The organism is Curtobacterium sp. L3-7 (assembly GCF_048756585.1).
Taxonomy (GTDB): Bacteria; Actinomycetota; Actinomycetes; order Actinomycetales; family Microbacteriaceae; genus Curtobacterium.
In genome coordinates this window covers 3,355,554-3,369,611 of sequence record NZ_CP151474.1, presented here as the reverse complement: position 1 = coordinate 3,369,611, position 14,058 = coordinate 3,355,554, and the positions used below count along the sequence as shown (strand labels likewise).

Annotated in this window: 13 protein-coding genes; 7 read left to right on the top strand and 6 right to left on the bottom strand. The window is 71.1% G+C overall.

Annotation, left to right across the window (positions count from 1 at the left end; all coding sequences use genetic code 11):
• Positions 1–35: 35 nt before the first annotated feature.
• A complete protein-coding gene (locus tag AAEP80_RS16175; protein ID WP_420365123.1) occupies positions 36–1,454 on the top strand; it encodes an MFS transporter in 1,419 nt (472 codons plus the stop codon).
• 150 nt (positions 1,455–1,604) lie between these two features.
• Positions 1,605–2,381, top strand: a complete 777-nt coding sequence (locus AAEP80_RS16170; protein ID WP_281265220.1) for an endonuclease/exonuclease/phosphatase family protein — start codon at positions 1,605–1,607, stop codon at positions 2,379–2,381.
• A 178-nt stretch (positions 2,382–2,559) separates the two neighbouring features.
• Here AAEP80_RS16170 and AAEP80_RS16165 read toward each other — a convergent pair whose 3' ends face one another.
• From AAEP80_RS16165 to AAEP80_RS16155, 3 genes are read right to left on the bottom strand one after another with little or no spacing between them, the layout of a single operon-like run.
• Positions 2,560–3,231, bottom strand: a complete 672-nt coding sequence (locus AAEP80_RS16165) for a methionine ABC transporter permease (RefSeq protein ID WP_413601415.1) — start codon at positions 3,229–3,231, stop codon at positions 2,560–2,562.
• Positions 3,228–4,259: a methionine ABC transporter ATP-binding protein gene (locus tag AAEP80_RS16160; RefSeq protein ID WP_281265218.1), complete on the bottom strand. Its 1,032-nt coding sequence runs from the start codon at positions 4,257–4,259 to the stop codon at positions 3,228–3,230. The genes AAEP80_RS16165 and AAEP80_RS16160 overlap by 4 nt, the downstream gene beginning before the upstream one ends.
• Positions 4,259–5,206, bottom strand: coding sequence for a MetQ/NlpA family ABC transporter substrate-binding protein (locus AAEP80_RS16155; RefSeq protein ID WP_420365122.1), 948 nt, complete (start codon positions 5,204–5,206; stop codon positions 4,259–4,261). Before AAEP80_RS16155 ends, AAEP80_RS16160 begins: the two co-directional genes overlap by 1 nt.
• Before the next feature lie 154 nt (positions 5,207–5,360).
• On the opposite strand from AAEP80_RS16155, the gene AAEP80_RS16150 reads away from it, so the two are divergent.
• On the top strand, positions 5,361–5,855 hold the full coding sequence (locus AAEP80_RS16150; RefSeq protein ID WP_420365121.1) for a 2'-5' RNA ligase family protein: 495 nt from the start codon (positions 5,361–5,363) through the stop codon (positions 5,853–5,855).
• Between the two features lie 127 nt (positions 5,856–5,982).
• Here AAEP80_RS16150 and AAEP80_RS16145 read toward each other — a convergent pair whose 3' ends face one another.
• The 3 genes from AAEP80_RS16145 to AAEP80_RS16135 all read right to left on the bottom strand — a co-directional run bounded on the left by AAEP80_RS16145 (position 5,983) and on the right by AAEP80_RS16135 (position 9,307).
• Complete coding sequence (locus AAEP80_RS16145) at positions 5,983–7,221, bottom strand: D-arabinono-1,4-lactone oxidase (RefSeq protein ID WP_420365120.1); 1,239 nt, start codon at positions 7,219–7,221, stop codon at positions 5,983–5,985.
• 184 nt (positions 7,222–7,405) lie between these two features.
• Positions 7,406–8,890, bottom strand: coding sequence for an MDR family MFS transporter (locus AAEP80_RS16140; protein WP_420365119.1), 1,485 nt, complete (start codon positions 8,888–8,890; stop codon positions 7,406–7,408).
• A gap of 135 nt (positions 8,891–9,025) precedes the next feature.
• Positions 9,026–9,307: an acylphosphatase gene (locus AAEP80_RS16135; RefSeq protein ID WP_281265213.1), complete on the bottom strand. Its 282-nt coding sequence runs from the start codon at positions 9,305–9,307 to the stop codon at positions 9,026–9,028.
• A 157-nt stretch (positions 9,308–9,464) separates the two neighbouring features.
• Here AAEP80_RS16135 and AAEP80_RS16130 point away from each other — a divergent pair, with 157 nt between their 5' ends.
• Genes AAEP80_RS16130 through nadC form a run of 4 tightly spaced genes read left to right on the top strand, consistent with a single transcriptional unit; the run spans position 9,465 to position 14,058 of the window.
• Positions 9,465–10,181 carry an NUDIX hydrolase gene (locus AAEP80_RS16130; RefSeq protein ID WP_402729504.1) on the top strand — a complete coding sequence of 239 codons (717 nt, stop codon included), beginning with the start codon at positions 9,465–9,467 and terminating at the stop codon, positions 10,179–10,181.
• Positions 10,182–10,189: 8 nt separating this feature from the next.
• Positions 10,190–11,461: a quinolinate synthase NadA gene (gene nadA / locus AAEP80_RS16125; RefSeq protein WP_420365118.1), complete on the top strand. Its 1,272-nt coding sequence runs from the start codon at positions 10,190–10,192 to the stop codon at positions 11,459–11,461.
• Positions 11,462–11,470: 9 nt separating this feature from the next.
• Complete coding sequence (nadB, locus tag AAEP80_RS16120) at positions 11,471–13,096, top strand: L-aspartate oxidase (RefSeq protein ID WP_420365117.1); 1,626 nt, start codon at positions 11,471–11,473, stop codon at positions 13,094–13,096.
• A complete protein-coding gene (gene nadC, locus AAEP80_RS16115; RefSeq protein WP_420365116.1) occupies positions 13,093–14,058 on the top strand; it encodes a carboxylating nicotinate-nucleotide diphosphorylase in 966 nt (321 codons plus the stop codon). Before nadB ends, nadC begins: the two co-directional genes overlap by 4 nt.

The window sequence follows — 14,058 nt, the reverse complement described above, 5'->3', positions numbered from 1 at the left end:
CATGTGGTGGTGGCGGGCATAGCATTCGGTCTGACATGACGAGGACGACATCGACAGCACCCCCTGCCCGCCGACGCACCGGGAGCACCGCGGTCGCCGTGCTCGTGGCGGGGACGTTCTTCATGGAGCTCCTCGACGGCACCATCCTGGCCACCGCCGCGCCGGCGATGGGCCGTGACCTCGGCGTGGACTCGGCGGCGATCGGCATCGCGATCACCGCGTACCTCGTCACCCTCGCCGTGTTCATCCCGGTGAGCGGCTGGCTGACCGACCGGGTCGGCTCGCGCACGGTGTTCGTGGGCGCCATCGCGGTGTTCACGATCGCGTCCGGACTCTGCGCCCTGTCGACCGGATTGGTCGAGCTGACGATCTGGCGGATCGTGCAGGGGATCGGCGGAGCGCTCATGGTGCCCGTCGGGCGGCTCGTCGTGCTGCGGAGCGCCGGGCGCGAGCAGCTCGTCACGGCGATCGCGATCCTGACGTGGCCGGCCCTCGCGGCGCCGATCATCGCGCCGTTCGTCGGTGGTGTGCTCGTCGACACCCTGTCGTGGCACTGGATCTTCCTCGTCAACATCCCGCTCGGGGTCATCGCACTGATCGCCGCGCTCGTCCTCGTGCCGCAGGAACGTGCGCCGGAGCGCGTGCCGTTCGACTGGCCGGGGTCGTTGCTGGCGTGCGTCGGGCTCGGCGGGGTCGTCGTGATGGCGTCACTGCTCGCGCTCGACACCGTGCCGGTCGTCGCCACGATCGTGTCCGGCGTGGTCGGAGCCGCCTGCTGCTGGCTCGCGATCCGGCACTTCCGGCGGGCGCAGCACCCGATCATGGGGCTCGACGCGTTCCGGCTCGAGACCTTCCGTGTGTCGCACGCGGGCGGCAGCCTGTTCCGCCTGGCCGTGTCCGCGGTGCCGTTCGTGCTGCCCCTGCTCTTCCAGGACGCCTGGGGGTGGACGGCCGTCGAGGCGGGCAGCGCCGTGCTGTTCGTCTTCGTCGGCAACCTCGGCATCAAGCCGGCGACCACGCCGTTCCTCCGCTGGTTCGGCTACCGGCCGGTGATCGTCGTGTCGTCCGCCATCGCGGCGCTGACGGTCGTCGCGATGACCTTCCTGACGCCGGACACCCCGTTCTGGCTGCTCGCCGTCCTGCTCGTCGTGAGCGGTGCAGCACGCTCGGTCGGGTTCACCGCGTACAACACGATCGCCTTCGCCGACGTCGAGCAGGCCGACATGACCCCGGCGAACACGCTGTCCTCGACGCTGCAGCAGACGGCGGCCGGGTTCGGTGTCGCCGTCGCGGCCGTCGTCATCCGGGCCGGCGCCGGGCTCGCCGGCGACGGCGCCTACGTCCTGACGTTCTGGGTGATCGCGGCCCTGCTCGTGGTGGCCTGCGTCGAGGGGCTCGTGATGAGTCGGACGGCGGGGGAGACCGTCCGACCGGCACGACGGGTCCGCGCATGAGCCGTCGTGGCGACACGACCGTTCGTGTCGCCGTCACGCGCACGAAACCCGGCAGGCGCTACAGTCTCAGAAACTGCTTGAGGTCGACGAGTACCGTTGCCGCGGCAGACTGAGCGGGACGCAGGGACCCCACTCCGGAAGGAAGGCAGCATGACCGTGCCAGACCAGCAGGGGACGATCCCGACGGACACCGACGTCCGACCCACCACCATCCGCGTCGTCAGCTACAACCTGCGGGAGCACACCGCGAACGGCGAACTCGCCGCACTGGCCGAGGCGTCGGACGCCGACGTCATCTGCGTGCAGGAGTGCGACAGCAACGACCTCGCGCCGTCCGTCGGCGGGCTCACGCTCGCGGCGTCGACCAAGGCGAACCGGCTCGGACTCGCGATCTACAAGCGTGACGACCGGTTCGACGTGCAGGACTTCAGCATCCACTCGCTGCAGAAGTCGCTCCACGACCGCGTGCTCGCTCCGGCGCACGAACGGCTCATCGCGATGCACCTCCGCGACCGCGAGGCGTCGACCGACGTGATCGTCGCGTCGTTCCACGCCTCGCCCCTGACCGCGACGAACTCCCTGCGCCGCAAGCAGATCGAGGCAGCGCACCAGTTCGTCCGCGACCTGTCGAGCGAGGCCCCCGCGATCATGGTCGGCGACTTCAACTACCCCTGGTTCCAGACGAACCTCCGCCGCAAGATCGAGTCGCACGGCTTCGCGCTCTCGCTCTCCGACCAGCCGACGTACCTGCGGTACCGGAAGTTCACGGGGCACTTCGACTTCGCCACGAGCGTCGGGCTGCACATCGCGGGCGTGGAGACGCTGCCCGCCGGCATCTCGGACCACCGCCCGATCCTGGTGCGGGCGCACTACGAGGCCCCGGCAGCGTCGTCGTCCCGTCCCGTCGAGGCCGATTCCGCCGCCTGACCGGAGCGGGGCGCGCTGCGCGTCGCGCCCCGCCGACGGCCGGCGCCCGCCGACTGGTCACGACACTCCGCCGGCGGACCCCCGAGCGGTCACGAACCGTCGCTCGGGGACACTCCGAGCGACGCTCTGCGACCTGTCGGCGGACGTGAGCGGGGTGTTGTGACCGGCCGGACGACCGCTACCGGCGGAGCGTCGCCCGCGCCAGGCGGTTGCCGATGAACTGCCCGAGCTGCACGATCACCACGATCGCGGCCACCGACACGTAGACGATCCACCAGTCGTACCGCTGCGACCCGTACGTGATCGCGTACTCGCCGAGGCCACCGCCGCCGATCAGGGCACCCTGCGCCGTCATGTCGACGATGCCGATGAAGATGAACGTGTAGCCGAGGATGAGCGGCCCGAGGCCCTCGGGGATGAGCACCGTCAGCAGGATCGAGATCGGGTGCGCACCCGATGCCCGCGCTGCCTCGACGACACCCGGGTCCACGGACAGCAGGTTCTGCTCGACGATGCGGGCGACCGCGAACGCCGCCGCCAGTGAGATCGCGAACGTCACGGCTGGGACACCGATCGTCGTCTGCACGACCACGCGGGACAGTGGTGCGATCGCCGCGAGGAAGATCACGAACGGGATCGGACGGACGATGTTCACGACCAGGTTGATGACCGTGTACGCCGTCCGGCTGCCGAGCAGGCTGCCCGGTCGGGTGGCGTACAGCGCCAGGCCGAGCGCCAGACCGATGAGCCCGGCGATCACGAGCGAGACGAGCGACATCACGATGGTGTCGCGCACCGAGGACAGGAAGACGTCGAACGTGTCGATCACGCTCTGGAAGGAGTTGTTCACGCTCGGTCCTCCTCGTCGGTGGTGACCCCGGCCGCGCGGAGCGCCGAGACGACGTCGTCGATGCCGGGTCCGGACAGCTCGTACGTCAGGGAACCGATCCGGCGCTCCCGGATCTCACCGACCCCGCCGTAGACGAGCTCTGCGGTGACCCCCGCGGACCGGAAGACCTGGTCGATCCGGTTCTGCAGGCCGACCTCGTCGGTGATCTGCACGGTCACGAGCCGACCTGGATGGCGTTCCCGCAGCCGTGCCAGCGTCTCGGCCGACGGCCGGTCGTGCAGGGCCGTCCGGACGAACCGCTTGGTCGCCGGGTTGGTCGGCGTGGAGAAGACGTCGTACACGTCGCCGACCTCGACCACCCGTCCCTGTTCCATCACGGCCACCCGGTCCGCGATCTGCCGGACGGCGTCCATCTCGTGCGTGATGACGATGATCGTGACGCCGAGTTCCCGGTTCACACGACGGAGGAGTGCCAGGACCTCCGAGGTGGTCTCGGGGTCGAGGGCGCTCGTGGCCTCGTCGGCGAGCAGCAGGTCGGGGTTGCCGGCGAGTGCACGGGCGATGCCGACGCGTTGCTTCTGTCCACCGGACAGCTGCTCGGGGTAGGCGTACGCCCGGTCGAGCAGTCCGACGAAGTCGAGGAGTTCGGCGACACGGCGGTCGCGCTCCTCCTTCGCGACACCTGCGACCTTGAGCGGGTACGCCACGTTGCCGGCGATGGTGCGCGACCGGAACAGGTTGAACTGCTGGAAGATCATCCCGATGCGACGACGCGCCAGACGGCGATCCCGCTCGGGGATCGCCGTCAGCTCCTGGCCGGCGACCGTCACGGTGCCCGAGGAGGGCAGCTCGAGGGCGTTGACCAGGCGGACGAGGGTGGACTTGCCGGCACCGGAGTACCCGATGACGCCGAGGACCTCGCCCTGTTCGACGTCGAGCGACACGTCCTCGACGGCGACCACGGTCTCGCCGGTGTCGGCGCGGCGGTAGTGCTTCGAGACGCCGCGGAGTTCGACGAGGGCAGCCACTACTTCGTTGCCGCCTTCGCGTCCTTCTCGACCGACACGAGTTCCTGCTGCAGGGACGCAGCGCTCTCGTCGCTCGACACGGCGTCCGGGTAGTCCTTCGCGAAGACCTTCTGCACGGCGTCGTCCTGGAACAGCTTCGCCAGGTCGAGGTACGTCTTGTTGTCCTTGTCGGCGTCACGCACCGCGAAGACGTTCACGTACGGCTTGGCGGAGGCGCTCTTCGGGTCGTCCTGGAAGATCGCGTCCTTGGTGTCGAGCCCGGCCGAGGTGGCGTAGTTCACGTTGACGATCGAGCCCTCGACGGACCCCTGCTGCAGCGCGTTCGCGGTCTGCGAGGCGTCGAGCGTCTGCACGTCGACCTTGTGCGAGGTGATGTCCGCGGTCGTGGAGAAGGCGCTGCCGCCGTCCTTGAGCTCCAGCAGGCCGGCCGACTGCAGCACCAGCAGTGCACGCGCCTCGTTGATGGCGTCGTTCGGGATCGCGATCTTCGCGCCGTCCTCGAACTGGGAGACCTTCGAGACCTTCGTCGAGTACAGCGGGAGCGGGTACACGGCGGTCGCGCCGATCGGCTGCAGGTCGTCGTCCGAGGTGACGTTGTAGTTCGCCAGGTACTGGATGTGCTGGAACTGGTTGATGTCGATCTGCTTGTCCTTGAGCGCAGGGTTCGGCAGCGAGTAGTCCGAGAAGTTCTGGAGCTTCACGGTGACGTTGAGCTTGTCCTTCGCGAGCTTGACGTACGTGTTCCAGTACGGCAGCGACTTGTCGGAGACACCGATCGTCACGGTCTTCGGAGCGGCACCCGATGCGGCACCGTCACCGTCACCGCCGGAGCGGACCGCGACGGCGACGATGGCGACGATGATCGCGACGACGACGATCGCCGCGGCGACGATCCAGCCGATCGGGCGCTTGCGCTTCGGCTTCTGGGGCAGTGCGGGGGCGGTCATGGGTGCTCCTCGTGGGGCGGGGGCCTCGCGGGCCGTGCTGCGTGGGTCACACGGTCGTGACTGACCACGAGTGTGACGCGCAGACCGAGCGGCGGCGACTTGCGTTCCGCCGTGTTACATCCGTTGCGCAGGCGTCCGTGGGCAGACTCGACCCGTGCGGAGCATCGAGCTGGTCCTGGACGACGATTCGGATCGCGAGGTCCGGGCGGTGTGGAACGCGCTGACCGAGGCCGACCTGCCGAGCCTCGGGCGCTCCGGCACGAACGACCCGCACGTCACGCTGGCGGCGGGCGAGTCCCTGCCCGTCCCAGAGCGTTTCGACGTGTCCCTGCCGGCGGCGCTCCGCATCGCGGGGATCCTGCTCTTCCCCGCAGGACCCGGCCGGCACGTGCTCGGCCTCGGCGTGGTCGTCGACGAGCCCCTCGCACGGTTCCACCAGGCGGTGCACCACGTCTCGCCCGGGTCGCTCGACCCATCGGCACCCGGACGGTGGGCGCCGCACGTCACACTCGCCCGGCGCATCCGCGACGTCGACCTCCCCGCGGCGCTCCGCGCGCTCGCGGCGATCGGGCCACTCCCGCAGACGCTGGCCGTCGGCGGTCTCCGCCACTGGGACGGCGACGCGAAGGTGGTCACCCCACTGGCGTGAGGGGGGTGGCGGGCCGGTGCCGAGCCTCTCCCCACCGGCACGGCCCGTCCGCCGCTGGCGCGTCGGCCGGGAACCGGCGGCGTGGGCCCAGTTCGGTGGCCGGGGACTGCCGGACTGGAGGCTCGGCTCAGGTCCCCAGGACGCGCTCGCCGAAGGCGGACGCGAACGTCCGATCCGGGTCGGCCCTGCGGACCAGGTCACGGAACGCGGGCAGCCGCGGGTACAGCGCTGCCACCGCGTCCGCGTCGAGCGAGCTCATCTTGCCCCAGTGCGGGCGGGCGTCGAAGGGGGCGAGCCGCGCCTCGAGGTCCGGGAGGAGTGCCGCGACCTCGACGGGGTGCTTCTTCCAGGTGAACGCGATGCAGAACACGTCTCCGCCCTGCGTGGGGGAGAGCCAGAGGTCGTCGGCCGCCATCGTGCGGAGCTCGGCGACGTGCAGGTGTGGCTGGATGCGGTCGGCCAGTCCGCGGAGGGCGTCGAGGGCGGCTGCTGCGTGCCGGATCGGGACGAAGTGCTCGCTCTGCACCTCTGACCCGTGGGACGGGACGGTACCGATCGGGAAGTGCGGGAGTCGGTCCCACCACGGGCCCATCGACCCGTCGCGGGCGGTGCGGTGCTCGTCTCCCGGCGTCCCTGGCAGCCGCGGTGCGCCGACGAGCTCGTCGGGCACGTGCTCGCTGCGGGTCTTCACGAGGACCTCGCTGGTCTCGTCGCCGAAGCGCGTGTACGAGCAGACCGAGGTGCCGGCGGCGTGGATCTCGGCGGCGTGGTCGAGGAACGTCCGCCACGGGAACGGGCCGTACGCGTCCTGGCGCATGGCGTAGGTCGGCTCGAGGTCGAGCGTCACCCGGGTCACGATGCCGAGGAGGCCGAGGTGCAGGACGCTACCGGCTCCGTCGACGTCGTCGCTGCCGATGGTGCGCGTCTCGCCGTCCGGACCCAGCAGTTCGAGGCTCCTGACGGCCGTCGAGAGCGACCCGAGCGCGGTGCCGGAGCCGTGCGTGCCGGTGGCGATCGCGCCGCCGATCGAGATGTGCGGGAGCGACCCCATGTTGTGCAGCGCGAAGCCGGCCTCGTCGATCGCGGGGGCGACGTCGCCGTACCGGGTGCCCGCGCCGAGCGTGGCGGTCGCGCGGCCGTCGGGCATGCGGTCGATCACCAGGTCGGTCGGGATCGCCGTCAGGTCGAGCAGCACCCCGGGAGCGTCCGCGACGTCGTTGAACGAGTGCCGGGTGCCGAGACCGTGGACGCGGGGCTCCCTGGCGACGATCGCGGCGGCTTCGTCCAGCGTGCTCGGGCGTTCGACGCGCTCCGATGTGTACGTGACCGTGCCGGACCAGTTGAGCTCGCTCGCCGTCGACCGCATGCGCCCACGATGCCACGCGCGGGTGTGCGCCGCGGTGGCCGTGGTGCCCGCTGTGCCGTTTGCACAACCGAAAGCCGTCCGCGCCGCGATGTTGCGCGGTGCGGACGGCTTTCGGTTGTGCGGAATCGAATCGCGCTGCGGCGACCCCGTGAGCGGCGCCGGGCGCGTGGGCTCCCGCGGCGGGCTAGTGCGCCGGCGGGGGCGTCGGGGCGCCCTCCGGCAGTTCGGGCTTCCGCACGAAGAAGGCGGTGAGGATCCCGAAGAGCGAGATGACGCCGCCGACGAGGAACGCCGTCTTCACGCCGGAGGCCGTCGCGAGCGCCACGCCCTCTGCCCCGGAGCCCGCCGTCGCCGTCGCCGCGCCGATCGTCAGGAACGTCACGAACAGCGCCGTGCCGGCGGCACCCGCGAGCTGCTGCGTCGTGCCGAGGACCGCGCTGCCGTGCGAGTAGAGCTTCGGCGGCAGCACGCCGAGTGCCGCGGTGAAGAGGGGCGTGAAGGTCAGGGCGAGTCCGATGCTCAGCACGACGTGGGCGCCGAGGACGAACCACACGCTCGTGTCCGTGCCGACCGTGGACAACCCCCACATCACGACGCTGATGATGATCGTGCCCGGGACGAGGAGGACCCGCGGCCCGCGCCGGTCGTAGACGCGCCCGACGATCGGGGAGAGCAGCCCCATGAGCAGGCCGCCGGGGAGCAGGAGGAGACCGACGTTCAGGACCTCGAGCCCGAGGACGCGCTCGAGGTAGATCGGCAGCAGGATCAGCGTGCCGAGCATGACCAGGAAGCTCAGCCCCATGCCGACGATCGGGACGGTGAAGCCCCGGCTCTGGAACGTGCGGAGGTCGAGCAGGGCGCGGTCGCTGCGCTGGAGCCGGGTCTGCCGGAGGACGAACAGCACGAGCCCGACGACACCGACCACGAGGGCCGCGATCGGGACGACCGGTCCGCTGGTGGCGATCTCCGCGATGCTCGACAGGCCGTACACGACGCCGCCGAACGCGAAGGCGGAGAGCACGACCGAGAGCACGTCGAGCGGGGCAGGCCGAGGGGTCCCCACGTTCCGGACCTTCACCATGCCGAGGACCAGCGCGGCGATCGCGATCGGCAGCACGAACCCGAACAGCCAGCGCCACGAGAACGCGTTGAGGATGAGCCCGGAGATGGTCGGTCCGACGGCGGGGGCGACCGAGATGACGATCGAGATGTTGCCCATGATCCGACCGCGGTGTGCCGGATCGACGAGCGTCAGGACGGTCGTCATGAGCAGCGGCATCATGATCGCCGTGCCGCTCGCCTGGACGATGCGCCCGACGAGCAGGGTGGCGAACCCGGGAGCCAGGAGCGCGATGAGCGTGCCGGCGGAGAACAGGCTCATCGCCCACATGAAGACCGGCCGCGTGTTGAAACGCTGCAGCAGGAACCCGGTGATCGGGATGACGACGGCCATCGTCAGGAGGAACCCGGTCGTCAGCCACTGCCCGGTCGCCGCACTGATGTCGAGGTCGTCCATGAGCCGCGGCAGCGCGACACCCATGATCGTCTCGTTGAGGATCACGACGAACGCGGACACGAGCAGCAGCCCGATGACCAGGCGGTCGTCGGCAGCCGTGCGCGCCGGAACGCTGCCGGTCCGTGGTGCGGTGTCGAGGGCGTGGTCGGTCATGTGGCGGCTCCGAACGGTGGGTTGTGGGGAGTCCGCACGAGCGGACGCGTGACCGGGCGTCACGCCGGGCACTGGGTGTGCAGCACCTGAACGGACTCGATTATTCCGCGATCCACCGACACCCGTGGTGAACGGTCAGTGCAGGATGTCGAACGACGCCGCGTCGCCGTGCGGGACGACCGGGCGCGTCGAGACCTCGGTCACGCTCGCCGACGGCGGTCCGGTGTGCAACATCTCCACGAGGGCGTCCACGGCGGGCGACGGCCCCTCCGCCTCGACCTCGACCGTGCCGTCGAAGAGGTTCCGTGCGTAGCCCGTCAGCTCGAGCCCGTCCGCCTTGCGTGCCGTCCAGTAGCGGAACCCGACCCCCTGGACCGTCCCCGAGACGATGGCGTGCACCCTGGTCACCGTTGTCATGTCGCCCAATGTATGCGGGTCGGGTTTCCCCAGCATCACCAGGGTTTTTCGGGGCCGTGACCGATTGTTTCGGCAACGTGTCGACGGCATGTGGAGGCAGTGATAGAGTCGCGGGAACCAGAACACTTAAGGTCAATCAAACCTGAACGCAGGCACCTTGGACGAAGCAGCAATCCGCGTCGCGGTCTCGACCGTGATCGTCGCGCTGCGCCCGCACCCCGACACGGGGGCGCCGGCGCTGTGGATGCCGCTCGTCCGCCGCACCGCCGAGCCGTACGAGGGATCGTGGGCGCTCCCCGGTGGCTGGGTCCGCCCGGACGAGGGGCTCGAGGACTCCGCAGCCGCCCGCCTGCGCGAGACGACCAACGTCCAGCCGCGGTACCTCGAGCAGCTCTACGCGTTCGGCGACGTCGACCGGTCCCCGACCCGCGTCGTGTCGATCGTGTACTGGGCGCTGGTCCGCCCGGACGAGGCGAGCGTCGTGCCGGACGACTGGAACGTGCGGTGGTTCCTCGCCGACGAGCACCCGCCGCTCGCGTTCGACCACGACCACATCGCCGAGTACGCCCTCTGGCGGCTGCGGAACAAGATGTCGTACTCCCGCATCGCGCAGGCGTTCCTCGGCGACCGGTTCACCCTCGCCGAGCTCCGCGCCGTGTACGAGGCCGTGCTCGGGCGTCCGCTCGACCCCGCGAACTTCCGGCGGCAGGTCGCGCAGTCCGACGCCGTGATCGCCACCGACGAGACCACGAGCGGGGACCGGCACCGTCCGGCCCGGCTGTACCGCTCGAACCCTGACCTCGCATACGCGGACAACGGCCCGCTGCGACAGGGCACCACGACCGAGAACCAGACACGACCGCAGAACCGATAGGAACCACCGTGTCCATCGCAACGACCATCGAGCTCATCTCCAACGGCAAGGCCGACGGCAGCACCTGCACGCCGGACCTCGCGATGCCGACGTGGGACTTCGACGCCAGGCCCGGCTACGGCCCCGGTTCGTCGATGTCCGACGTCATCCCGACCTCCGCACCGCGGCAGGGCGTGATCCCGGACGAGTACAAGCACGCACCGGTGGAGGAACTGCACGAGCGCATCGAGCGGGCGAAGGCGACGCTGGGGGACCGGGTCGTGGTGCTCGGCCACTTCTACCAGCGCGACGAGGTCGTCCGGCACGCGGACTTCCTCGGCGACTCGTTCCAGCTCGCCAACGCCGCCCTGACGAAGCCCGATGCCGAGGCGATCGTCTTCTGCGGTGTGCACTTCATGGCGGAGACCGCAGACGTCCTTGCCCGTGACGACCAGCGCGTCATCCTGCCGAACCTCGCGGCGGGCTGCTCGATGGCCGACATGGCCGACATCGACAGCGTCGAGGCGGCGTGGGCCGAGCTCGAGTCCGTCTACGGCACCGAACCCGACGCCGACGGCCGCGTGCCGGTCATCCCCGTGACCTACATGAACTCCGCCGCCGACCTCAAGGCGTTCTGCGGTCGCCACGGCGGCATCGTCTGCACCAGCTCCAACGCGGCGACCGTGCTCGAGTGGGCGTTCGAGCGCGGGCAGCGCGTGCTGTTCTTCCCCGACCAGCACCTCGGGCGCAACACCGCGAAGGCGATGGGCATCAGCACCGACCTGATGCCGATGTGGAACCCGAGGAAGCCCCTCGGTGGCAACACCGCCGAGGACCTGCGGGATGCGAAGGTCGTCCTCTGGCACGGCTTCTGCTCCGTGCACCGCCGCTTCACCGTCGACCAGATCGACCAGGCGCGCCGCGACCACCCCGGCGTCCAGGTGATCGTGCACCCGGAGTGCCCGATGGCCGTCGTCGACGCCGCTGATGCCGCCGGCAGCACGGACCTCATCAGGAAGACCGTCGCGGCCGCGACCGAACCGACCACGTTCGCGATCGGCACCGAGATCAACATGGTGAACCGGCTCGCGGCCGAGTACCCGCAGCACACGATCTTCTGCCTCGACCCGGTCGTCTGCCCGTGCTCGACGATGTACCGGATCCACCCCGGGTACCTGGCGTGGGTGCTCGAGGCGCTCGTGCGCGGCGAGGTCCTCAACGAGATCGTCGTCCCGGACGAGGTCAAGGCCGACGCCAAGGTCGCCCTCGAACGCATGCTCGCCGCGAAGCCGCGGGACTAGGACGACGCCGTGCACGTCGTCATCGTCGGTTCCGGCATCGCCGGCCTCACCGCCGCGATCCGTGCGAGCGCCCGCCACGACGTCACCCTCGTCACGAAGGGCGCCCTCGCGGACGCCGCCACGAGCCACGCGCAGGGCGGCATCGCCGTCGCGCTCGGCGCCGACGACACCGTGGCGCTGCACGCCGCGGACACGCACGTCGCGGCGGCGGGCAGCGCCGACGCCCGTGCCGTCGAGGTCCTCTGCTCGGACGGGCCGGCACGCGTCCGCGACCTGCTCGCGCTCGGCGTCCCGTTCGACCGCACCGACGACCCGGCGAGCCTCGACCGGTACGGCGACGACCTCGCCCGCGGACGGGAAGCCGCACACGGGCGCTGGCGGGTCGTGCACGCCGCCGGGGACGCGACGGGCGCCGCGATCGAGCAGACGCTCATCCGCGCACTGCACCGCCAGCACGTGACGATCCTCGAGCGCACCTGCCTCACCGACCTCGTCGTCCGGGACGGCACGGTCGTGGGGATCGACGTGCTCGACCTGCTCGGCGAGCCGCGCCGCATCGACGCCGATGCCGTCGTGCTCGCCTCCGGGGGAGCAGGACACCTGTACCGCGAGACGACGAACCCGCTCGTGGCGACCGGCGATGGCGCAGCGGCCGCCTGGCGCGCTGGTGCCGTCCTCGCGGACCTCGAGTTCATGCAGTTCCACCCCACCCGGCTCGCGGTCGCCGGCGGCGGGCTCGTCTCCGAGGCCGTCCGGGGCGAGGGCGCCGTCCTCCGCGACGCACGCGGACACCGCTTCATGCCGGACGTCCACCACGACGCCGAACTCGCCCCGCGCGACGTCGTGGCACGGGGGATCGCGGCCGCGATGCGCGACGGCGGACAGGTGCTCCTCGACGCGACCGGCCTCGACCCGGACTTCCTCGTCGCACGGTTCCCCGGCCTCACCCGTGCGACCCGCGCAGCCGGCTTCGACTGGACCCGGGAAGGCGTCCCCGTCGCGCCCGCCGCGCACTACTTCATGGGCGGCATCGCGACCGACGCGGAGGGACGCACCAGCCTCCCCGGACTCCTCGCGATCGGCGAGGCGGCCTGCACCGGCGTGCACGGCGCGAACCGACTCGCGTCGAACTCGCTGCTCGAAGGACTGGTCTTCGCCGTCCGCGCAGCGGACGCGGTCGACGCGGCGCGACCCGGCCTGCTCCGCCTGCGCGGCGATGCGACGTTCCCCGTCACCACGGTGGGCGACGAGGCGGCGGCGATCCGGGCCTCCCGGCAGTGCCGTCCTGGAGGCCCGGATCGCCAGGACCCGCAGGCGCACGTCCGTCGGACGGTGCAGACCGTCATGACCGACCGCGTCGGGCTGCTCCGTGACGCCGGTGGGCTGGCGGCCGCGCGCCGCGAGTTCGCGGCGCTCGCCGTGGACGCACCGCGGACGGTGCGGGAGCACGAGGACCGAGCGCTGCTCGACCTCGCCCGTCTGGTGGCCCGTGCCGCCGAGGCCCGCACCGAGTCCCGCGGCGCGCACGCCCGCACCGACCACCCGGACACCGACCCCGATGCTCCGGCATCGACCGGTTGGGTCGCCGTCCGCTCGTCCGTCTCCGATCCCGTCCCCGAGGAAGCACTCGCATGACCACCGATCCAGGAACCATCCCGCCGCACGCGCTCCGTCGCGTCATCGAGACCGCGCTCGAGGAGGACGCACCGTGGGGCGACGTCACGAGTGAGACGCTCATCCCCGTCGACGCGATCGCGACGGCGACCCTCGGCGCGCGGGAACCCGGCGTGCTGAGTGGTGGCGGTGTGTTCGTCGCCGTGATGCACGCGGTCGACCCGCTCATCTCGGCGACCGTCCTCGTCGCGGACGGCGACCCGTTCGAGCCGGGGGACGTCCTCGCGACCGTGACCGGGCCGGCGCGAGCGGTGCTGCGGGCCGAGCGGGTCGCGCTGAACCTCGTGCAGCGGATGTCGGGCATCGCGACGTCGACGGCGCGGTACGTCGCGGCCGTCGCCGGGACCCGGGCTCGGATCGTGGACACCAGGAAGACCACGCCGGGGCTCCGCGCGCTCGAGCGGTACGCGGTCCGGTGCGGCGGCGGGCACAACCACCGGACGTCGCTGTCCGACGCGGTGCTCGCGAAGGACAACCACCTCGCCGTGCTGCTCGCGAGCGGGATCGGCATCGGGCAGGCGATCCGGGACGCCCGGGAGCGACTCGGGCACACCGTGCACCTCGAGGTCGAGGTGGACCGCATCGACCAGATCGAACCCGTCGTCGCCGCCGGTGTGGACACGATCATGCTCGACAACTTCTCGATCGAGGACCTGGTGACGGGTGTCGATCTCGTGGCCGGACGCGCACTCGTCGAGGCGTCCGGCGGGGTGGCCCTCGACACCGTCGCGGCGATCGCGGCCACCGGGGTCGACGTCATCTCGGTCGGGGCCCTGACGCACTCTGCGCGCGCACTCGACCTCGGGCTCGACGTGTCCGTGACCGGGTCGGCGGCCGGCGGCGGTGCCGGTGGCGGTTCCGGTTCCGGTTCGGATGCCGGTTCCGGTGCCGGTGCCGGTTCCGGTTCTGGTTCTGCGGGCTGA